At 45.7% G+C, this 19553-nt stretch carries 22 protein-coding genes; 2 read left to right on the top strand and 20 right to left on the bottom strand.

Annotated elements, in window-relative coordinates:
* Positions 1 to 66: 66 nt before the first annotated feature.
* From ACESLK_RS23150 to ACESLK_RS23225, 16 genes are all read right to left on the bottom strand, one after another.
* Entirely contained in the window at positions 67 to 606 is a 540-nt protein-coding gene (locus tag ACESLK_RS23150) for a GIY-YIG nuclease family protein (protein WP_373232078.1), read from the bottom strand.
* Between the two features lie 205 nt (positions 607 to 811).
* On the bottom strand, positions 812 to 1318 hold the full coding sequence (locus ACESLK_RS23155; RefSeq protein WP_373232138.1) for an HIT family protein: 507 nt from the start codon (positions 1316 to 1318) through the stop codon (positions 812 to 814).
* A 241-nt stretch (positions 1319 to 1559) separates the two neighbouring features.
* Complete coding sequence (locus ACESLK_RS23160) at positions 1560 to 2213, bottom strand: hypothetical protein (RefSeq protein WP_373232079.1); 654 nt, start codon at positions 2211 to 2213, stop codon at positions 1560 to 1562.
* A gap of 217 nt (positions 2214 to 2430) precedes the next feature.
* Positions 2431 to 3171 carry an SDR family NAD(P)-dependent oxidoreductase gene (locus ACESLK_RS23165; protein WP_373232080.1) on the bottom strand — a complete coding sequence of 247 codons (741 nt, stop codon included), beginning with the start codon at positions 3169 to 3171 and terminating at the stop codon, positions 2431 to 2433.
* A 180-nt stretch (positions 3172 to 3351) separates the two neighbouring features.
* Positions 3352 to 4014 carry a 3'-5' exonuclease gene (locus tag ACESLK_RS23170; RefSeq protein WP_373232081.1) on the bottom strand — a complete coding sequence of 221 codons (663 nt, stop codon included), beginning with the start codon at positions 4012 to 4014 and terminating at the stop codon, positions 3352 to 3354.
* 176 nt (positions 4015 to 4190) lie between these two features.
* Positions 4191 to 4751: a histidine phosphatase family protein gene (locus ACESLK_RS23175; protein WP_373232082.1), complete on the bottom strand. Its 561-nt coding sequence runs from the start codon at positions 4749 to 4751 to the stop codon at positions 4191 to 4193.
* A gap of 288 nt (positions 4752 to 5039) precedes the next feature.
* A complete protein-coding gene (locus ACESLK_RS23180) occupies positions 5040 to 5672 on the bottom strand; it encodes a pyridoxamine 5'-phosphate oxidase family protein (RefSeq protein WP_373232083.1) in 633 nt (210 codons plus the stop codon).
* A 237-nt stretch (positions 5673 to 5909) separates the two neighbouring features.
* Entirely contained in the window at positions 5910 to 6392 is a 483-nt protein-coding gene (locus ACESLK_RS23185) for a tetratricopeptide repeat protein (RefSeq protein WP_373232084.1), read from the bottom strand.
* Between the two features lie 219 nt (positions 6393 to 6611).
* On the bottom strand, positions 6612 to 7316 hold the full coding sequence (locus ACESLK_RS23190; protein ID WP_373232085.1) for an HAD family hydrolase: 705 nt from the start codon (positions 7314 to 7316) through the stop codon (positions 6612 to 6614).
* Between the two features lie 276 nt (positions 7317 to 7592).
* On the bottom strand, positions 7593 to 8102 hold the full coding sequence (locus ACESLK_RS23195) for a DUF1572 family protein (RefSeq protein ID WP_373232086.1): 510 nt from the start codon (positions 8100 to 8102) through the stop codon (positions 7593 to 7595).
* A 267-nt stretch (positions 8103 to 8369) separates the two neighbouring features.
* The gene (locus tag ACESLK_RS23200; RefSeq protein ID WP_483862626.1) at positions 8370 to 9104 is read right to left on the bottom strand and encodes an N-acetylmuramoyl-L-alanine amidase; all 735 of its coding nucleotides are present in this window, start codon (positions 9102 to 9104) and stop codon (positions 8370 to 8372) included.
* Between the two features lie 63 nt (positions 9105 to 9167).
* The gene (locus ACESLK_RS23205) at positions 9168 to 9695 is read right to left on the bottom strand and encodes an HNH endonuclease signature motif containing protein (protein ID WP_373232088.1); all 528 of its coding nucleotides are present in this window, start codon (positions 9693 to 9695) and stop codon (positions 9168 to 9170) included.
* Complete coding sequence (locus ACESLK_RS23210; RefSeq protein ID WP_373232089.1) at positions 9692 to 10150, bottom strand: phage holin family protein; 459 nt, start codon at positions 10148 to 10150, stop codon at positions 9692 to 9694. Before ACESLK_RS23210 ends, ACESLK_RS23205 begins: the two co-directional genes overlap by 4 nt.
* Positions 10151 to 10174: 24 nt before the next feature.
* Positions 10175 to 10864: a Rha family transcriptional regulator gene (locus tag ACESLK_RS23215; RefSeq protein ID WP_373232090.1), complete on the bottom strand. Its 690-nt coding sequence runs from the start codon at positions 10862 to 10864 to the stop codon at positions 10175 to 10177.
* Positions 10865 to 10915: 51 nt separating this feature from the next.
* On the bottom strand, positions 10916 to 12250 hold the full coding sequence (locus ACESLK_RS23220; RefSeq protein WP_373232091.1) for an ISL3 family transposase: 1335 nt from the start codon (positions 12248 to 12250) through the stop codon (positions 10916 to 10918).
* A 12-nt stretch (positions 12251 to 12262) separates the two neighbouring features.
* Positions 12263 to 13087, bottom strand: coding sequence for a hypothetical protein (locus ACESLK_RS23225; protein WP_373232092.1), 825 nt, complete (start codon positions 13085 to 13087; stop codon positions 12263 to 12265).
* Between the two features lie 216 nt (positions 13088 to 13303).
* Between ACESLK_RS23225 and ACESLK_RS23230 the strand changes: the two genes are divergently transcribed.
* Positions 13304 to 13843: a stalk domain-containing protein gene (locus tag ACESLK_RS23230; RefSeq protein WP_373232093.1), complete on the top strand. Its 540-nt coding sequence runs from the start codon at positions 13304 to 13306 to the stop codon at positions 13841 to 13843.
* Here the strand turns inward: ACESLK_RS23230 and ACESLK_RS23235 are convergent.
* Both ACESLK_RS23235 and xerA read right to left on the bottom strand, forming a co-directional pair.
* A complete protein-coding gene (locus ACESLK_RS23235; RefSeq protein ID WP_373232094.1) occupies positions 13837 to 15705 on the bottom strand; it encodes a phage tail spike protein in 1869 nt (622 codons plus the stop codon). The two genes, ACESLK_RS23230 and ACESLK_RS23235, sit on opposite strands and share 7 nt — an antisense overlap.
* A gap of 38 nt (positions 15706 to 15743) precedes the next feature.
* Positions 15744 to 16736 carry a site-specific tyrosine recombinase/integron integrase gene (xerA, locus tag ACESLK_RS23240; RefSeq protein WP_373232095.1) on the bottom strand — a complete coding sequence of 331 codons (993 nt, stop codon included), beginning with the start codon at positions 16734 to 16736 and terminating at the stop codon, positions 15744 to 15746.
* A gap of 134 nt (positions 16737 to 16870) precedes the next feature.
* Here xerA and ACESLK_RS23245 point away from each other — a divergent pair, with 134 nt between their 5' ends.
* On the top strand, positions 16871 to 17089 hold the full coding sequence (locus ACESLK_RS23245; RefSeq protein ID WP_373232096.1) for a helix-turn-helix domain-containing protein: 219 nt from the start codon (positions 16871 to 16873) through the stop codon (positions 17087 to 17089).
* Positions 17090 to 17105: 16 nt separating this feature from the next.
* Here the strand turns inward: ACESLK_RS23245 and ACESLK_RS23250 are convergent, their stop codons facing one another.
* Positions 17106 to 17693 carry a macro domain-containing protein gene (locus ACESLK_RS23250; RefSeq protein ID WP_373232097.1) on the bottom strand — a complete coding sequence of 196 codons (588 nt, stop codon included), beginning with the start codon at positions 17691 to 17693 and terminating at the stop codon, positions 17106 to 17108.
* 31 nt (positions 17694 to 17724) lie between these two features.
* Complete coding sequence (locus ACESLK_RS23255) at positions 17725 to 19551, bottom strand: glycosyl hydrolase family 28-related protein (protein ID WP_373232098.1); 1827 nt, start codon at positions 19549 to 19551, stop codon at positions 17725 to 17727.
* Between the last annotated feature and the right edge of the window lie 2 nt (positions 19552 to 19553).

The following is a 19553-nucleotide window of genomic DNA, read 5'->3' on the forward strand; positions in this document are numbered from 1 at the left end:
GATTGCTCGACACTCTCACTTTAGCAAACGAAGCGGTGTTTTTCTATTTACAAGCCCAATACCTGATCACCTTGAAAGACTACAACGACATGCTCTCAAGATGATTTGTGCTCTGCGAAAGTTGAGTAATTGACTTAAAACGAATATCATATTTTCTATATAATCATTCATATCATCACAGTCTGAAACTGGTAATTTAGATCCCGGTGGACTCTTAGAGTTATTGAGATCAATAGTAGTCTGATTTCGCTTTAGCAACTCATACAACTCTTTTTCAAGAAATCTAACATGAGACTTAGTTAAATTAGAATCTTTACTGATGAAGATTACAAAATCATTCCACCAGTCTTTTGCTCTAAATTGTTCAGCAATACGTTTGTTCACTTCATCTGCTTCACCTACATATATATGTTTTTGTAGTGAATCTTCAGCCTCAGATATTAGGAAATATACCCCTGGCACTGATAGTTCATCAAACATTTGAAGTAGTTGAACATGCTTCCGATTTCCAACAAATGATTTTCCAGTCCAATTGCTAAGCTCAGCCGTTTTTAAATTCTTATAATTATCGCCCATAATATATAGTTTAATAGTTTTGCCTCTCATCATATCCCCCTAAAATTATGCTTTACGAGAGTTTCGCCTAACGTCGTTGTATTCACGAACCCGAGAGGCTTAAGGCGACGGAGTCGCCGGGTGGCTTCGCCACTTAGCCTCGTAGGGTTGTCCGCCTAATCCAACTTCCTCGAAATACCTCGAGCGGACCGAGCAGCCCACAGGCTGCGATGCGTGAACACGGTGTTAGATGATGTTACCATGAGCTACTCACATAATCCCTCATGCCCTCTCTTAAAATTCTAATTCCTTCTACTACGCTCTTCATATTCTCTTCGTCGTTCATATTATTCCTTGCATGTAATAATACAGGCCTTAATGATTCTACTGAATTCCCAAATTGATACATCCATTCATATCTTGGAACCATCCATAAATGAAAGTGATGTGTTGTGTCTTCATTATAAAAATAATAGACCTTGTCTATTCCCAATCGTTTTCTTTGTTCATTTCTGATCTTATGGATCAATGAAATATACTCAAACTGTTCTTCTTCTGTTAATTCATCCATACAGTAAAAATGTCTCTTTGAAGCCAATATAACTAACCCTTTGATTGGATAAGCAACATCTTGATGGACATGGAAGTTGCTTGATTCATAGATTACTCCACCTGTTGGTGCAATCAACCCACTTGTCAAAGCGCAGCTTAAACATTCAACTACTACTGATCTTCCATCAGCCAATGTAATCTGTCTTGGCATTATACACCTCATGGATTTGATAAGAACTAGCTTCGTAATTTCATCTAACGTTGTTGTATTCACGACGTCCCACCACCTTAAGCCCGAAGGGCGGCCGCGATGCGGTTAGGTGGTGCGGATGTGTCCGGCTGCCCAACTTCCCCGAAACTGATAATGCCTCCCCGAATCCTCTCCTAACTTCTGCCGGACCGAGGGCAATGCCCGATGCGTGAATATGGTGTTAGGTGATGTAAGCATCTTCTTAGAACTGCTCAGGAGTCGGTATTGGCATTTCTCTATCAGGTATTAATTTTGATTCATTGATTGCTTTATACATTTCGCTTGTTAAAAACACAGCCCTTAGATCATTGCCACCATAAAGAATGTACACTCTCTCATTAGAGGAGACTTCTTTTAGGAGCTTGTTTATTATTCCAAAAGCTCTATTTGTGCTAAGTTCCCAGATATCCTTATCCATTTCATCCTCACTATAGATCTTGTAAGATATCCCGTTTATTACAACACTATAATCCATATCAACAATGTCATCTTTTATTTCAGTTATTTTGACGTTTTGTGTTTCTAAATAAGGCTTTACAGATTCTATTAATTTCCCTACTCCACCTTCAGCTAAGTCTTCAGCATCTGACGAATAATCTCTTCCAGACTCTTCCCACCCAAATAGATAACCTACTTTTATCGATTCTTCTTTTACTTCTTCTTTGATTCTGAGCTCTAAATATTTGTAATATCCAAGTTGATCCAATTCATTGATTAAAGAGGCTATCCCTTTATCTTCATTGTTACTACTCGATGATTCTTTTGGAATAATCTTTGACTTTGAGAAATTATCGTAGAGGAAAGAAATTAAAAATAAAAGAACGATAATCACTACTGTTATTAGAAATGTCTTCATGCTCTTGATCTCCTTAGCACTTATGCTTATTTCACCTAACGTACTTGTATTCACGAACCCGAGAACCTTAAGCCCTATCGGGGTGGCCGCGACGCGGTTAGGTTCGCAGGGTTGTCCGCTTGAATCCAGCTACCTAGAAAAGCCTCGAGCGGACCGAGCAGCCGTATGGCTGCGATGCGTGAATACGGTGTTAGGTGAAGTTAATGTCTTCTCTGGATCATCCTTCGGAGTATTTCACTAGCTTTCCAGGTTCAATCTCCTTATCAATAATGTTTAGTAAGTGCTTTCCAAGATCTTCTGTTGATTGTAATTGCCCTGTTTGATGTACTTGTTTAAAGAAATTCGACATTTCAAAATCATGAGTGTTCTTTCCTCGAGCGACTATCTGCATTTCTGTTTCGACCATTCCCGGGTCAACAGCAATGATTTCAATAGGATTATTCCGTTTCGATTGCTCTACCCCGACACATTGGGTAAACATATTTATTCCAGCTTTCGCGGTACAATACACACTCATTGCAGGTGCTGGAGATGTCCCTGAGCCTGATGATATATTTATAATCTTTCGTCTTACTTCGACATTATCCAATTGTTTAATAAAACAAGATGTCAACACCATCGGTGCAATTAAACTTATTTGTAGGTTTTTATTAATTTCTTCTGCATTACATTGATCTACTGATTTCAAAGGTTCAAGCATGGCAGCATTGTTAATAAGACAAATCATTCCCGTGTTGTTTATGTTGATTTGATCGAAAATCTTCCCAAGCAAATTCTCAATTACCAATACATCACATAAATCAATATTGAAATGGATGTAATTCTCGTACTTCACTAGGGAATTAGAATCCCCTCTTGAAATACCATAGACAAAGTTACCGTTCTCAAGGAGCATCTTGGCTAATTGTTCGCCAATGCCCCTTGATGTTCCAGTGATAATGAAATGGCTTTTATTCATTAAATTACCTCCGGTTTTTATCAGCACTCGCATTAATTTCACATAACGTTCCTCGCATTCACGAACTCCCGTAGGGAGTTGTCGAAGCAACCACTTCCACGAACCCACATCTGCGACCGAGGGCGTAAGCCCGATGCGTGAATGCGGTGTTAGCTGAAGTTAATGCCTTCTTCGAGATACTCACAACAATGGTTGTAGTTTCATTTTTTTAATTATTAGAGGTTCTTGTATAATCAAGTCCGTGATCCCCCTTCTTTCAAAATCACGGAGGATTTTTGTAAGAATATTTCCAATTAGTTTACAGTCCCCTATTGCATCATGTCTCTTAAACTTTTGATCATCAATCTGATAAAAACGAATTAGAAAATTGGTTGATATGATTTCTTTAATGTCCGGATATAGAAAAGTAAACAGCACTTTAATATCAAGCATCTGATTTTGAACATCTTTCATACCATTACGTTTACATTCGTTCTTCAAAAGTGGCTTGTCGAATTCGAATCCTGCTTGTGTGACCAATATTGAATCACCAATAAAATTTACGAATTTCTTATAGACATCACTGAATACAGGCGCACTACTAATATCCGCATTACTGATACCAGTTAGATTTACTATCTTTTCGGGAATTTCCTTTGGAGAATGCACAAGGGAGGAAAACCTACATTCATCTTGAATAACGAATCCCTTAAACCCCAAGGCCCCTATTTGGGTAACATGAGCTTCCTCTGGATTCGGCCCCGTTGCTTCAAGGTCAAATATGCAATATTGATTGTTTAGCATATCTTTTATATTAATCTGGGTTACTTCATACACATCGGATGAAATATGCTTTATCTTCATCGAATTTCCCTCACTTTAATGCACTTATTTCAGCTAACGTTCCTCGCATTCACGAACTCCCGCAGGGAGTTGTCGCAGCATCCACCGAACCTACGTCTGCGACCGAGGGCGTCAGCCCGATGCGTGAATGCGGTGTTATGTGAAGTCACAGTCCTCTTCGAGTAACCCACATAAATCTATTCGCCCCACATTCTTACTACGTCTTTTAATTCCAGATCTTCAAATTGCAATTTATAGATATCCGGTTTCTTTAATTGATCTAAGAAATCTAAGCCATATTTTGAATCAAAATGATTCATCATCAAAGTCATTACAAGACCATGTGTTCCAATAGCAATTTTCTTCCCTTTGTGTTCTTTTAATATGGTCTTGAGCACTGCAATTGACCTATTCTGGCAATCTACATTAGATTCGCCACCTGGTAACGCATATTCAGGGTTGTAAAAGTTATTTCTAATGTTAGACATTAAATCAATAATTATCTCTGAAGAAAAATGGCGTTCCCTTAGATCTTCAAATATTTCAATTCCTAAGTTTGAGTGCTGAGCCAATCCCTCAACACTCAGTACTGCTCGAGAATATGGACTTGAAATAATGATGTCTATTCCTTCACCACTAAGTAACTTCGTTATTTTTTCAGCATCAGCCTTACCCTTTGCGGTAAGGCCCCTTGTCCTTTCGTCTCCTTCATCATATGGTGATTCGGCATGCCTGACCATATAGATAATGGTTTTCATGTAGACCTCCTTGAGTCGCTCTCGAAGATAGTTTTAACTGTGATTTCACATAACGTTTCTGCATTCACGAAGCCAGAGGCTTAAGCTGCCAAGTCGGTCAAGCGAAGCGACCTATCTGCCGGGTCCGTCAGGACTTAGCCTCGCAGGTTTGTCTGCCTGAATTGCTTCTTCGAAATCCATCGGGCAGACCAAGGGCTTACTTCTTCGATTTACTTCCCTGCTAGCCCGCCGTGTATGCGTTGTTATAAGATGCCGGTGCCTTCTTCGAGATTACAAACAAATATTCCTTCAATAAAGTCTCTTTTCGTAACTCTCTTGTAGTCCTTTCCTGATTATTTCTGTTGTAAATTCAGTTGAATTAACATGATCTTTAAGGATTGATGGAATCGATGGCAGTGTATCAACGTCCACCCACGACTTGCTCTCCCATACTCTGGACCGTTTGAATGCTTTAGCACAATGAATAAAGCATTCCTCTACTTCTACTCCAATTCCTAATACTGGTTTTTTATCTTTAGCTTTCATCAGATCAAGAATTTTTTCATCTTTTATAACATATGCTTTTCCATTAATCCTAAGCGTTTCTTCTAGTCCGGGGATAATAAATATAATGCCTACTCTTGGGTTCAATAAGATATTCCTCAATGAATCTAATCTACGATTACCTGGTCTTTCTGGAATAACTAAATGCTTTTCATCTAAAACGATTACCGATCCTGGTGCATCACCTCGTGGAGACACATCGCAAAAGCCTTCGTCATCTGAAGTAGATAAAAATAATAAGGGTGACAATGAGATGAAATTGCGACAATGAAAATCTAGGTCATGTACTGTTTTCTTCTTTACAATCTCACTTGGAAAACCCAAGAGCTCTCTAATTTCTTCTTCTGAAGACAAAATCTCTATAAAGGGATTCTTCACTTGGTTTCCTCTGTTCTAAGTTTTGGTTTCAAAAATCTTTGCACCGGTTTCTTATAACGTCTCTCGTATTCACGAACCCGAGAACCTTAAGGCTCCGGAGGAGCCGGCTGCGACGCGGTTAGGTTCGCAGGGTTGTCCGCCTGGACCACTCCCTCGAAATGCCTCGGGCGGACCGAGCAGCCACCAGGCTGCGATGCGTGAATACGGTGTTAGATGAAGAATCAGCTTCCAACCGCCTTAACCCCATGTCTGGTTCAGCTTATCAGAGTAAAATATTATTGCCTTCTTATAGGTTTGAATGCCTTTATCATTACTTGTTTCTGCTAATTGCTTTAATAAGATTTCCATTGCGTCACTGTATTCCTTCTGATTGAATAAAACCATCGCATAAAAAACTTGATATTCTCTTCGATCTGGAAATTCTCTAATGGCTTCTTCCAAGATTACTTTGGCATCACTATACATGCCTAAGGTTCGGTACGTACTGCCCAATCCTAAGTATGCGCCTTGTTTTTCTTCACCTACTATTCCAAGTTCTAAAGATTTCTTATAAAAAGGTACTGCTTCCCTTTCTAATTCCATGACATCATGAATCCAAGCACATTGATACCAAACTGAGGGATTCATTGGTTCTTGATCCAATAGTTTAAGTAATAAAGAGCGCGCCTCTTCAAATTTGCCAGCTTCCCTTAATTGAATAGCGTTTTTTAAATTTTGCATGTTTATCATTCCTTGTATTCTACATTAATTTCATCTAACGTTGTTGTATTCACGACGCCGAGAGGCATAAGAGGACGAAGTCCCCTGCTGCGCTTGCGCAGTTAGCGTCGCAGGTGTGTCCGCCTGACTCAACTTCCCCGAAATGCCTCGGGCGGACCGAGGGCCGAATGGCCCGAAGCGTGAATACGGTGTTAGATGAAGTAATATGCCCTCTTCGTGTTAGCTTAAAAAATCTTTTATTTCGATTAATCTATTAACTACTCCATGAGCAATATTATTATTTGGTATAGGTTTGTTCCTAAAGTTTACCCAGATTGCTTTCATCCCCATTTCTGTGGGTCCAATAACGTCGTTCTTCCAACTATCACCAACAAATAATGTATCTTGAGGCTTTATATCAAATTGTTCGAGTGCTTTTTGATATATGAATGGATGTGGCTTCTCAACACCGACCAGCTCAGAAATGATCATGGACTCGCGTGAGAAAAATCGATCATATCCAAGTGACTCAATCTTATCGTATTGCCAAGAAGCTGTTCCGTTAGTAACAATTCCAATTCGGTATTTCGTAGAAACCGATTCAAGCATCTTGGTTATCTGTATATCAGGTTTTATGAATAATTTGCTAATTTGTTTATATTGATTATGAAAAAGATCAATTTCGGAATCGTCTATTTGAAGGTTAAATTCTGATAATGTCTCGCTAACTTGAAATTTACGATATTCTTCCATTGTGATTTCCTGATTATGATATTTCTGCACTAAGTTTATTTCTTTGACCTTAAGAATATTAAACAAATCATTAATATTCAGATTGCTTGTTAAAGAGTATGTCCTAAATGTTTCTTTTGTGCTTTGTTCCCAATAATCATCAAAGTATAAAAGAGTATCATCAAGATCAAACAAGATCAGCTTGAAGTTCATTGTTTTTTTGTCCCTTCAGATATTTTGTACTGCATATTATTTCATCTAACGTTCTTGTATTCACGACGTCCCACCACCTTATGCCCGAAGGGCGGTCGCGATGCGGTTAGGTGGTGCGGATGTGTCCGGCTGATCCCGCTTCCCCGAACACTGAAGTGCCTCTTCGAATCACATCAGACTCCTGCCGGACCGAGGGGCGACGGAGTCGACTCGATGCGTGAATATGGTGTTATAGGATGTCAGCGTCTTCTTCGAATCACTTGCATATTCATGTCTTCAATCATAGTTCCAAACAAGTTGTCCCTTTCTAATCTTTGCTGCATATATTATTTGCCCGGTGTGATAATGAATTTCTCTTACGATTGCGATCATTAGATTTAGAACTGTCGTCTCATTATTTACTTGGCTATATGTAAGTGGTGGACGATTAATAAATGGTTGGGATAGTAACAATTCTAGATTTGATCTGAGGTGTTCGAGATATTGAATGATTATATCGAATGCTTCTTTAGCCATGTTGAAAACTTGTTCTTTAGAATATTTAAGTCCACGTTCAAATTCCTTATCTCTGTCCCGAGTATCTGGAATATCATAATAAATAGTTTCTATTCTTGAGTGAACACAACCTCGAATGTGTGCGACCAAGTTAGTAATACTATTGCTTTCAGAGTTTGGCGCCCAAGTGATATCTTCTTCTGATAGCTGAGCAATCGCTTGAAGAGTCCATTTCTTCTCAGAGTTAAATTTAATCAACATACTATCAATCACTTCATTTGCAATCTCCATGACATGCCTCCGTGAATTTGTAATCATGATTTTAGGTTTTTTCATGTACTTTGTTTTTGTATTAGACTTACGCTGATTTCCTATAACGTTCTTATATTTACATGAACGTTTCTGTCCGTGTCTAAGCATGATTAAATGCTGAATAATCCTAGTGATTCCGGCGTTTTATCGGTTTTTCCGTTGCTCCTCATTTTACACCATTACTCCACCTGTGTGGGTAATGTGTGGGTAACACCACATCCCGAGATTATACCTTGTGCCGACCTTCTATTTACTCGTCAACGTTGCCGTCTTGGTCTTGTTGTCCCATCCAACCTTTGCCCCGATCGCCTCTCCAACGGCGCGCAGCGGTACGTATGTGCTGCCGCTGATAATCACGCCATCGGCGATCTGCTTACCATCTACAATCACCGTCACTTTGTCCAAGGGCTTGCCCTCCTTCTCTGGCGTGCGTGCCGCCTCTTCCTTGTAGGCCTCGCCGAAATATTCGCACACGCCGCGCGCCAGCTCTTCCGCACATTCTGCGCGGTATTCCTCCGACCGGAGGAGCGCTGCGTCAGAGACGTTAGTCATAAATCCACATTCGACCAATACGGCCGGCATTCTCGTCTCGCGCAGAACGTGGAAATCGGCCGCCTTGACGCCTCGATCCGGCAGCGGTGTCCCGTCGATCAAATGCCGGTGTAGGATCGCCGCAGCTCGTCGGCTCTCAGAACTGGCGGACGTGTAGTGAAACGTCTCAATGCCCCGAGTCCCGTTAAGCTCTCCTAAGCCCACGGCGTTTGCGTGTACCGAGATATACAAGTCAGCCTTAGCCGCGTTGGCGGCGTTCGTTCGTTGCTTGAGCGGCGTGTCGACGTCGGTCGGAGCGACCAGTATCGTCCTAAACCCACATCGCCGCAGATGGCCGTCCAGTAGCGCGACAACGCGTCGGTTAAATTCGTTCTCGCGCATTACGACTCCATCCGGAAGGAGCGGCGTCCGCTTTCCTGCTGTTTCCATGCCGTGCTAATGACCATCGTCAAGAGCTATGAGTAGCTGACGATGTACCATATAAACCACCTCCTATTGAGATACAAAACGCCCGAACTCATCGCGAGCGCGGGCGTGTGTATCCTTGTGAATTTTTGAATGACATTTTGCACAAACCACCATCAAATTTGAAATATGGTTATTCCCGTGGTCCTTATCATTGTGGTGTACTTGCAAACTATATCCTTCAGGCTCTACGTTGCAGACTTCGCATTTCCTTGGTTTTTCCTTAAAAGCTATGAATCGATAATAACTTGTTTCAGCAGACCTTCCATCAATAAATCCCGGACTGATTTCTCCGACCCTTCCGTACATTGGATTTTTTTCACCACTCACGTCTGCGTGATTCGCACTTATCTTTTGACGCACTTCTTCACGTTTGGCAGGGTTATCTATCTTGTTTCGATATGCCCTTCTGCATCTTCCAGAACAATATTTCCCTGCATTTTCTCGCCTCAAATAGCAGCGCCACGTTAAAAACGAAATGCCGCAATTAATGCACGTTCGTTCCACCTGTGACGGTTTTCGAATTCCGTCATCCAGTGCGATAAGGCTGCTCATTGCGCGTCCTCCTTACCCTTCGCCTGCTCCAAGAAGTCCTTGATCTTATCTGGGAACGGAACGCCCAATGTTACGAGGTTTTCAGCTACGCTCAATCCTTCTCGGCTCACGTAGAAATATATAGCGGCCGTCCGGAAGATCGGCTGCCCTGGCTGTACCCAATCGTCAATCATCGACGCTAGCATGATAACGGCCAACACTGTAACTTTCCGAATGCCGCCCCAATACATCGTATCCGAGTTTACCGTCTTGGACTTGATCGCCCCAGCCAGACCGGTCAGGTAATCAACGACCATCAGCGCCAGAAGAATCTGTAACGCCTTGTCCCATCCGCCGAGCGCGGCCGATATGGTCACGCCCGCGGCCGCCACCCATCCGCTGAACGCTGCCTCTTTTCCACTGGCGGACAACGCCGCCGTCCATACGTTCGTAATCAGTTCTTTTCCTTGGCTCATCGTTTAAATCTCCTTTGTTGTTTTTTAGCTTTCTTTCAACAGGCGTCGGATATATTCGAGGCCCTTCTGGTAAACCAATGTTTTGATGTGGATGTGCGTGCTTCCGTCAGGCTTGTTGTACTTTTGCTCGACGACTCTAAAATAACCGCGGTCGATGTATTCTTGATAGGGTTCGTTGTTCGCCCGTAGCACCCCGCGGTCCCGTAGAATACGGAATAACGTCGTCCGCCCCTTCCCGTAATCAAGAACCTTCGCCGCCTGCGCCATGTCGATGGCCGATTTACTGTCGGCTACAGCATCGAAAAAAGCCGCCTTCGGCTCAAGCAACGCGATTTGTGCGTCCTTGGCTTCGAGCAGCTTTCCAGCTTCAATTAGTGCAATAGCAATGAGTCTTTGTGGATCTGGCTTTTCGATTTCGGCTCTCATCTGGTTAAACTCGGAGATGTACATTTCCTTGAATTTGGCCGCCTCTTTACCGGTGTACCCCATGACGAGAAAAGAAAAACCATCTTGCGTCATGAGATATTTGGGATAGGTTCGTCCTCGGTCATTCGTATATGTTGACTGCTCGAAATTGAGCCGTGAGAACTCCGGACTGCATTCAAGTGATTCAATATCCCGGAGAACGTTCTTATGTTCCTTTCCGAATGCTTCCGCTACCGTTAGGCTGTCCGTTACTGGCCGGTTGTTTTCGATGAATACCAATTGGTTCATTGAACATGTCTCCTTTAAAATGGGTATTCGGATTTTATGGTGGAAAAGGGCCTATAAAGAACCCTCTTCCAGTTTAGCGATTAAGGTGGAAATATCCGTTCCAAGGAATGCTCCAACATCGGTAATAATGCCGATAGAAGGATGCTTCCGATGGGGGTGATCCTCTGGCAGATGTGCAAAATCAGAACGGAAGTCCTTAACGTATTTAGGTTTGGCTTGCTTCATAACGCCTTCTGTAAAGAGTATCTTGGCTCGTAAGGCTTCAAAGGAGTAGCCCCTGCCAATGCGATTCATAACACGTATAAGGCTGTTCAAAGACTCCGTATAGGCGTTTGTAATGCGATGGTCGAAGTAGGAGAACACTTCCTCTTCCCAGTTCGCCATAGCCTTTGTGAGAGGCTCAAACGCTGGCTTAAGCTCTTTAGGGATCTTAGCTTTCCAATCGTGGTACTTGAGAAAAGCCTTTTGTCTGCTGTCGCATTCCCAGATATCGAAAAAGGCTTCTTTCAACTCATAAGCAATACCGAGAGAGGGGTGATTCTTAGTCCATAGATCAAGCGTTACCTTCTCCATTTCCTTAAGCTCTTTATGGCGTTTGAGAAGGATGAAACGGTCATGCATAAGGCCGCGCCTCTGTTTCGTTGTCAGACCTTCTCTAAGCTGCTTACGGATCGTCTCCATGGCTTGGTTAGCCATACGAACTACGTGGAACTTATCGACGATGATTGTAGCCTTGGGCAGTACGGCCTTCACAGCGTCCCTGTATGGCTGCCACATATCCATGGTGACGTGAGTTATCCGTTCCTTGTTCGGAAGCCTGTAGAGGTAATTTACGACCGTCTCCTTGTTTCGATTCTGGAGCATATCGACAACAGTACGTTCCTCGACATTGGCTATAACGCATCTTGGCTTGTTGATGATGTGGATCTCATCAATTCCAAGCCAGCGTGGAGTCTCGAACTGCACCAGCTGCTCCAACTCATTGATGTAATCGCGGAAGATATTGCGTACTGTCTTTTCGTTCATCCCTACGTCTTCTGCAATGCTGGTAAATGACCGCTTGAGGCTCTGTCTGCTGATGTAGATCACAAGGCGTTGTGTACAGTTCCTCTTGTCGTCTATAGTGCGTTCTAAGCGCTCCCAGAAGGTTTGGCTACACTCACGGCATTTGTACCTCTGACGGCGTATATGGAGCCCTACGCGCTTTCCATGGATGGGCAAGTCCATACAGACCTGTTCTCGACTATCGTGCTTGTACAGGTTCGCTACGCAGCCACAGTGAGGGCATGCAAGGGGTGGAGAACTAGCCTCCACCCGAATCTGGATATCATGTTCGTTGTCGGCTATCTCGATGATTTTGAAGTCTGGCAGATTGAGAATGTCCATTGGTTGGGCTCCTTATGCTGTTTCTACATCCGAGGATAAATCAACATCACCGAAACAGCCACAACCGCCTAAATCGAACATATCGATCTGCTTACCGGCTTCAACCTGTTCTCTGAACTCTTTGAGGCTCAAATACCGTAGCTTGCCGTTGACTGTCTGACGCAGGAATGGAACACGTTTTCCAAGTACGGAGAACAGCTCCTCCTGCTTCGATTCGTGGTATGCATAGCGTTCTGGCATCGTTTTGAGCAGGTTGTAGAACTGCCCCAATCCTGCCTTAACGCAGAAGCCTCCACAGTTGTTATGGGAGAACCCTAAGTCATAAAGCCTAGGGCGTTTTACACCAAGAGATTCAGCCCAACGACACATATCGCTCTTTACCAGGTAAGGCTGATCACACATCGGAAACTCAACCTTGTACGGATACCAAGCCTTTTCGTTAGAAGCACAGCGGTGCATCTCTGTCCAGTCGATACCGATATAGAGGGTTACTTCATCAGGTTTGAAATGCTTCTCGACCCATTCACGAGCCAATTCACGCTTCAACTCGCGGCTGCATGGGTCAACCCTACTGTTGCCCATATATCGGTTATCTTCGAACGTTTGCCAGATATGCTTCCCACGGGAAATCCATACAAGCTTACCGCCAATAACCTGAGCTCCTTCAACAAGAAAGCGGTATGCATCTTGGTCTTCCCCTCTGTGTGGATGCTGATCAAGCTTATGCTTCACATCCGTAAATAAGAGGATGAGCTTCTCTGTACCATATTTTTCGGCTACTCGCATACCAGCAGCCCAACTACCAATACCAGCCGAGAACATCACTACGCGCCACATTTTCCGCACCTCCAGAATGGCTTTTTCATACTTCAATTATACCATTTTAAGGGGTGGTTTTCCACCGTATAATCCGAATTTATAATAGAATTACATAAGAGGCTTTTCCACCAAACTATCCGAAGAGCCTTTAAAATGAAGTAACCCCGAAACCTTTCGGGGTCGAATCTAGTAAATATATGGTATAATGATCAAAAACGAACGGGAGGAATCGCTTTGAAGAACATTAGAATGCTTATCGTCGGCCTGATCGCTGGCGTGCTCCTTGCAACATCGGCCACCGCCTTTGCGGGACCGGCGTTTGAGAGGATCGCGGCGACCTTGCGACCAGATTATAAGGTCAAGGTGGACGGATCTGACGTAGAACTGAAATACTCGCCAATCGTGTACAACGGTTCGACGTATATCCCGCTCCGGGAAGCTGGCGACATACTTGGATATGACGTAACTTTTGAATCAAGCACGATCACCCTCAATTCTAAGGAAAAGGATGTGGAACAAGTGAGTGAACCGAATGTCGGAACGAATGTTGTTGAAAATAAAGATTGGGTTTCACCCGACGACCTCGAAGTCATAGGCGTATCCATCCAAAAGTCAGAAGACCAAAAGATGTTTGTTTTGTCGTCGGGAGATAAAACCCTTTTATTCCCTGTTCTCGACAAGGACGCCATTGTGATCAACAAGAATAATCACAGCATCCAGCGCAAAAACGGGGATTATTCATTTAGTTGGTCCACTTACGAGTATTTTCAATAATCCCCGCCACCTCGCGACTGTACGAACAGTTGAATCACGACAGAAGCCACAACGCGACCGAGGCCATTTGGTACGAGTTCAATTTCGTGCCATTGGCCTCTTCTTATTTTCCCTTCATCGTCCTTGCTCAGGTACGGCAACAAGTCCACATCATTTGCGCTGATTGCCGATCCAGGAACGAGTTCACCGTCTACCAGCAGCCCCATAGCCGTGGGAATCGGTCCCTCATAGATTCCGAATTGAATTCCGTGCGTATGGTTTGGCAATTCGACGACATGGTCATGCGGCATTTGGTGCGTATGATCCATACCGTGGGCATGCGGGTCGCTAGTAAAGTAATGAGTGTGATACCCTACCTTGTGTTCGTGTGCTCCTGACGCCGTCCAAGTAACTCCCCCGCCACCTTCGAGAGCCAATCTCGTACCAGGTGCAATACCATGGTTGTGATTCGGAGCTTGCTCCATCGTTCCGGAGGTATTGAAATTCGTGTCAAATGCAATGAACCCAATTCCCGTATCCGTATTGTTATTTACCCCTACTTGACTTGTTGTTACTGTACTGCTCGGCCCGGTCGTCGTCAGGCTGCTCGGTCCGCTCGTGATTGCCGCAGCTCCCCCGCCCTCGATCGCCTGCGTATAGCCCCGGAAGCGCTGGCTCTCGTATGACAGCCGAACTTTGTTTATCCGGACGGCCTCTTGCGGAATCCAGAACCGAAGCGTGGCCGGATGTGATGGATCGGCGTTATCGGCAAACGGTTGCGTATCCCAGTTTGTTGCCCCTTGGGCGTAAACCTCCGCGATATGCTGCCGTTTTTGCAGGCTTGATATTTCGTCGGCCACGTCTACGGGTTTGTTGGCGATCTCAAGCTCGATGTTCCCCGGTGCTCCGTATACGTCCCCCTTGCGCTTGTTTACGACGCGAACAACGACGTCCTCGCCCAGCTCCGCGTCTTGCACGCGTACCATTGACCCGACCTTGAATAGATCGATGGGGTTCCGCGTGATCCGGTGCAGCTCGGCCGCCTGGACGGTGTATGATACTCGTGGGCGCTTGAGATTGTCGAGGATCGTCTGCGCCTGAGCCTTGAGCGTGTCCGCGTTGGTAAATCTGCGGTCGACGTAGGTCTTTGCAATAATCCCGTATGTGCCGATCGTGTCCGCATCGATGTACGGCACGCCGCCGTTTACCTCCGCGATTGTGAGTTGATTGACGCCTTCGCCGTATCCAAGCGGGTAAATGCGCGTGCAGATGGCCGTCGGGTCCGTCTCCTTGGTGATGCCGATCATGTTTACGCCGTAGCGGATATACGCCTGCACCGCCGACGATGGAGTCACAAGATTGATTTTCCATGGGTATACGGTCGTGTCCCATTTCCACTCGTATTCCTCCGCGAACGGCTTCGGGATGGACAGCAGCGCTCCGAGAAGGGATTCGTTCTCCCACGTATACTCGTATTGATGGTTAAATGTCGTGTACCCGAGCTGCCAACGCGTCGTCGTCTGCTTGGACAGGACGTATTGCAGTACATCAAACGTATAAACGCCAAGGTTGCCGATCGTGTGGAACTGGAACAGCAAGTCGTCCAGCAGCGTCGCAAGTACGTGCTCGCATTCGTAGGAAATCGTCGTGCCGTCTTCGCTCCTGGTCGCCGTGTACGGAATGATTCGGAAGAGGTCTATCCGCTCTTCGCCGTCGAACAGTTCGACATAGCGCAATCCCTGACATTCTTCGTTCTTGGAGTCTCCGGCCGGCAACGAAAACGACGCGTGCCATAGGCCGTTGAACGGCGTTTCGTAGGAGACATTAAAAGCGTTTTGCAGATAGGCGACAAGCTTCATTGTCTGGTCATAGACTTTTATCATGAAAAACCCTCCCCAAAAGAAATAGCCCTCGAAGGGGCTTATTGAACAAGATATTTTCTATGCTGCTCCCGCTTCCGCTCTGCAGTGATGGACGCATATATCTGCGTCGTCGCTGGGTTTTCATGGCCTAGCAACTCTTGGACGGCCACCAGCTCCGCGCCGTTATTAAGCGTCAATGTCGCGAAGGTGTGCCTCATCGTGTGCGGCGTGACGTTTTTGGTGATCTTAGCCCGAGCCGCAACAATCCCGATCTCGCGCTGAATCCCGCGCCCTGATATACGGCGGAACGGCCGGCGCTCGGTGATGAATAGCGCCTGTTCCTGGTCCCCACGCGAGAGGAAGTATTTTTTCAGGTGATAGATGGCCTTGAAGCTGAAATAAACCTCCCGCTCCTTGTTGCCCTTGCCAATGACCCGACATGACTGCGTGGTAAAGTCGATGTCAGCCCGGTTTAGCTGCTGTACCTCCGAGAGGCGGCAACCGGTCGCGTACATGACCTCGATCAGCGCCCGTTCACGGATCGTTTTGCAGGCTTCCCGCATCATTTCGAGTTCCTCAATCGTCAGCGCCTTCGGCAGACGCTTTTCTTTTTTGGGAGGCTTGATTTTGGCCGACGGGTCTTTCGGAATGATATCTTCCGCGGCCAGCCAGCCGAAGAACGACTTGAGCACGGATAGCTTGGATGCCAGGGTTGCGCTCTTCAAGTTCTGGAAGCGTCCGAGATAGACGCGAAGGTCGGCCGTCGTGATGTCCTCGACCTTTTTCTTCACGTGTTCCGCGAACACGCGCAATTGGAGCCGATACCCGTCCAGCGACAGCGGCGACAACCCTTCGAGTTTCTTCCCGGACAGGAATAGTTCAATCTTCTCCTGCAGGTCCGGGTGCGGCTCCTCGATCTCAATGCGCCTAATGTCGTATTGAGAGATGATTTCCGACAATCTTGCCTGAATCTCCGTAATGCTCACGTTCGGTTGGATCGTGAATAGCGACTGACTGATCTGCGACAGTAAATGTTCTCCGGCAGCTTGCATTCCCTCGCCCTCCTTGATGACCCGTTTAGCGTGTCTTCATATTAACACGACCCGCTTTGTGTGTCATCCTACTATTGACCCTTTTTACGGGTCGTAGTATGGTATATGATAGGACCAAAGGAGGCGATTGACCAGTGTCAAGGATTCATTCTGATCTGAAACGCATCGCGGACGAACGAGGATTGTCGATTCGTCAAATCGCAAAGGACATTGATTACAGATTCGATTCCGTCCGGCAGCTTTATAATGACGAGATGGAGCGATATCCTCGTGTATTGCTCGCTAAGCTTTGTGACTATCTGAATGTGACGCCCGACATATTGCTAAAGCACGAGAAAGAGCCGACGGAGTAATCCGCAGGCTCTTTTCTTACCCCGGCGCTATGCTGATCTGAATCTTTTGGGCTTCGTTCCAGTCCATGCCTTTTGGAGGATCGGCGACCAGGCCGAAGGCTCTTCGCATTTGCCGTGCCGCTGAATGGGGCGGGACATGCCCCGTGGCCGTTCCGAGTCCTGGGCAAAGGAGTCGTTGGATTATCCTCTTACCTTTTCGATTGTGTTTCTTGGCGGCGAGCAGAACGGCCTTCATTGCGAAGAAAACGTTATTGGTCATGTGGATCGGACCAGGAACAACCATCGTCGGAGCATGAGCAACGAACGGGTGCTTGATGCTTCCTGTCTCCACGATTTCGCAAGTTCCTACCGGCTGAACCCCGGCATGTTGCCTCGAAATGACATCGTGGACGTTCTGCTGCAGCATGGGTCCGAAGAAACGAGAAAGATGGAGGTCGAAACCCCCATCCATCATGCCGTAACTATTTGCAGGGCTCACTACGCAATCCCATTCCGGGACGTCCTGGAATCTTCCGTGCTCCACTTCAACTCCGGAAACACCCCGAAACGCATCGTCAAGCGCCCTGCAAACATCAAGATTCGTATCCACAAAAACGATGTTCATAGGCTCCTCCTTTACTGCACAAAATGTTCCATTAGTTTCCCGTCAATGCCCTTAGGGCGCGCCAATCAGTATTAAGAACGTTGCCATCCCCTGCTGTAAGCCTCTGGTATCCGAATATTGTGTATTTGTTAGGGGTTGTTCCTGCTTCTGCCGGGGCCGACTCATATACGACCTTGCCGATATCGGATGCTAACCACCCCGTAGCCGTTGGCAATCCTGCCGTGAACGCCTGTCCATTGAATAAAAACTTGCCGTTTTTAGGGTAAAACACCGGAAGAAGTTCTCGGCAAGTCACATACTCTCCGGTTGTTGTTGCATTTATCGATACTGATGCAATCTTATGGTTAGGGCTTGCCAAAGTGTGTTCGTACATTCCTCTACAGTTGATTCGCGAGTTTACCGCATTGAGAATTGACGCTGTATTGGCGTCTGTGTCTGTCCCGTTGCCAACGGATGTGAATCCGTCAATAATGACCGTAGATGAAAGGATACTAATTGCTGTCGATATAGCCCCTTCACTTCCACACCCAACCATACTCACGGCGTCGCTTGACCATATTGAGTAGCTTGTCAAACAAAAATCTGCAGCACAACTTATAAACGTCGTGTAGTGTGATCCGCTTGAGAAGTAACCATTATTTGTGCAACTCTCGGCATAACAGTGATCAAACAGACATGTAGTGATTGTGCCTCCGGATACAGTAAAACCGTCTGTAGATGCCTTGGCATAACAATCACGGAATTGCACAATCCATGTATTTCGCACCCTAAATGCTTGAGTCCAACCACTGGAAATAATATGTTTACAAGATACGAATGAATTGTTATTAACTGAACCGTCGATGTGTACACCGACGCGGTTAACCGTTTGTGCATTCAAGAAATATAGATTTTCTAACTGCACATTATCAACGCCGTGAATTTTAATTGCTGGCGAGGTTGTAGGTTTATCATCCATATAAAACTTCATAATTGATGAACCATTGAATGTGGAATTATCACCGACGATTCTAACGGCTAATGGGACATCTAGGGTGTCTGTGATCTTATACCAAAATAATACGGCAGGAACAAAAACTGTTCCTCCTACTACTTTAGCTGCATCTATAGCCGCTTGGAATGCCGCTGTATCATCTGTTACTCCGTCTCCTTTAGCTCCATATCCTTTGACATTAAAGACTGGAGCAACTTCTTTCGCAAAATCCGTCTCAAACTGAGTAAAATCCGCCTTTTGTGCAGCAAGGTCGGCGTCCAGGTCGACCACATCGGCGGCGACCGTAGCGATCGCGTCGGCGTTGCCCTTGACCGTTTCTGTCGTCCTGCCGGCTCCCGCAAGGTTGGCCACGTCGTCGATGACTTGGACAAGTGCGGGAATTGGATCTGCGCCAAACGGATCGTGGGATGGGCCGTGCGGTCCGGGGAGCGCCTCGCCCGTGGCGTTAAACTCGACCTCATTGGTGGTCGGATTCGTTACGATTTCAATTCCGACGCCATTCTTGAGCTTGAGCATGGACATTTTGTTATCGGCAGCCAGTAGGGATTGTCCGGGCACTGAGACAATAGAATAAGCGTTCTGATTGACCTCGGCCCCCGCTTGGATGCCTGTAAGCTTGTTGTGCTCGGCCTCTGTGACGTGTGCCACCATATCAGCCTCATGGTCGTCCAGATTGGTCTGTACGGCGTTTGCCTTTGCCTGCGCTCCTGCTGGCGTTTCCGCGCCGACCTGAGCCGCCGTGACCTCATGCGGATTGTTCTTCGCGTTCTTGTGGTCTGTAATCTCCTGCTTAAGCTCTTGGTCGTTCGCGTTCCACAAGGGGTAAGCTTGCCGGAGCCGGTAACTGCCCGTTGGATACTGCATTG

Source organism: Cohnella sp., from assembly GCF_041640265.1.
In the GTDB taxonomy this organism is placed as follows: Bacteria; Bacillota; Bacilli; order Paenibacillales; family Paenibacillaceae; genus Cohnella.

Coding starts and splice junctions, on each gene's coding strand:
- ACESLK_RS23150 (WP_373232078.1), bottom strand. CDS start 606: ATGAGAGGCAAAACTATTAAACTATATATTATGGGCGATAATTATAAG.
- ACESLK_RS23155 (WP_373232138.1), bottom strand. CDS start 1,318: ATGCCAAGACAGATTACATTGGCTGATGGAAGATCAGTAGTAGTTGAA.
- ACESLK_RS23160 (WP_373232079.1), bottom strand. CDS start 2,213: ATGAAGACATTTCTAATAACAGTAGTGATTATCGTTCTTTTATTTTTA.
- ACESLK_RS23165 (WP_373232080.1), bottom strand. CDS start 3,171: ATGAATAAAAGCCATTTCATTATCACTGGAACATCAAGGGGCATTGGC.
- ACESLK_RS23170 (WP_373232081.1), bottom strand. CDS start 4,014: ATGAAGATAAAGCATATTTCATCCGATGTGTATGAAGTAACCCAGATT.
- ACESLK_RS23175 (WP_373232082.1), bottom strand. CDS start 4,751: ATGAAAACCATTATCTATATGGTCAGGCATGCCGAATCACCATATGAT.
- ACESLK_RS23185 (WP_373232084.1), bottom strand. CDS start 6,392: ATGCAAAATTTAAAAAACGCTATTCAATTAAGGGAAGCTGGCAAATTT.
- ACESLK_RS23190 (WP_373232085.1), bottom strand. CDS start 7,316: ATGAACTTCAAGCTGATCTTGTTTGATCTTGATGATACTCTTTTATAC.
- ACESLK_RS23195 (WP_373232086.1), bottom strand. CDS start 8,102: ATGGAGATTGCAAATGAAGTGATTGATAGTATGTTGATTAAATTTAAC.
- ACESLK_RS23200 (WP_483862626.1), bottom strand. CDS start 9,104: ATGGAAACAGCAGGAAAGCGGACGCCGCTCCTTCCGGATGGAGTCGTA.
- ACESLK_RS23205 (WP_373232088.1), bottom strand. CDS start 9,695: ATGAGCAGCCTTATCGCACTGGATGACGGAATTCGAAAACCGTCACAG.
- ACESLK_RS23210 (WP_373232089.1), bottom strand. CDS start 10,150: ATGAGCCAAGGAAAAGAACTGATTACGAACGTATGGACGGCGGCGTTG.
- ACESLK_RS23215 (WP_373232090.1), bottom strand. CDS start 10,864: ATGAACCAATTGGTATTCATCGAAAACAACCGGCCAGTAACGGACAGC.
- ACESLK_RS23220 (WP_373232091.1), bottom strand. CDS start 12,250: ATGGACATTCTCAATCTGCCAGACTTCAAAATCATCGAGATAGCCGAC.
- ACESLK_RS23225 (WP_373232092.1), bottom strand. CDS start 13,087: ATGTGGCGCGTAGTGATGTTCTCGGCTGGTATTGGTAGTTGGGCTGCT.
- ACESLK_RS23235 (WP_373232094.1), bottom strand. CDS start 15,705: ATGATAAAAGTCTATGACCAGACAATGAAGCTTGTCGCCTATCTGCAA.
- xerA (WP_373232095.1), bottom strand. CDS start 16,736: ATGCAAGCTGCCGGAGAACATTTACTGTCGCAGATCAGTCAGTCGCTA.
- ACESLK_RS23250 (WP_373232097.1), bottom strand. CDS start 17,693: ATGAACATCGTTTTTGTGGATACGAATCTTGATGTTTGCAGGGCGCTT.
- ACESLK_RS23255 (WP_373232098.1), bottom strand. CDS start 19,551: ATGCAGTATCCAACGGGCAGTTACCGGCTCCGGCAAGCTTACCCCTTG.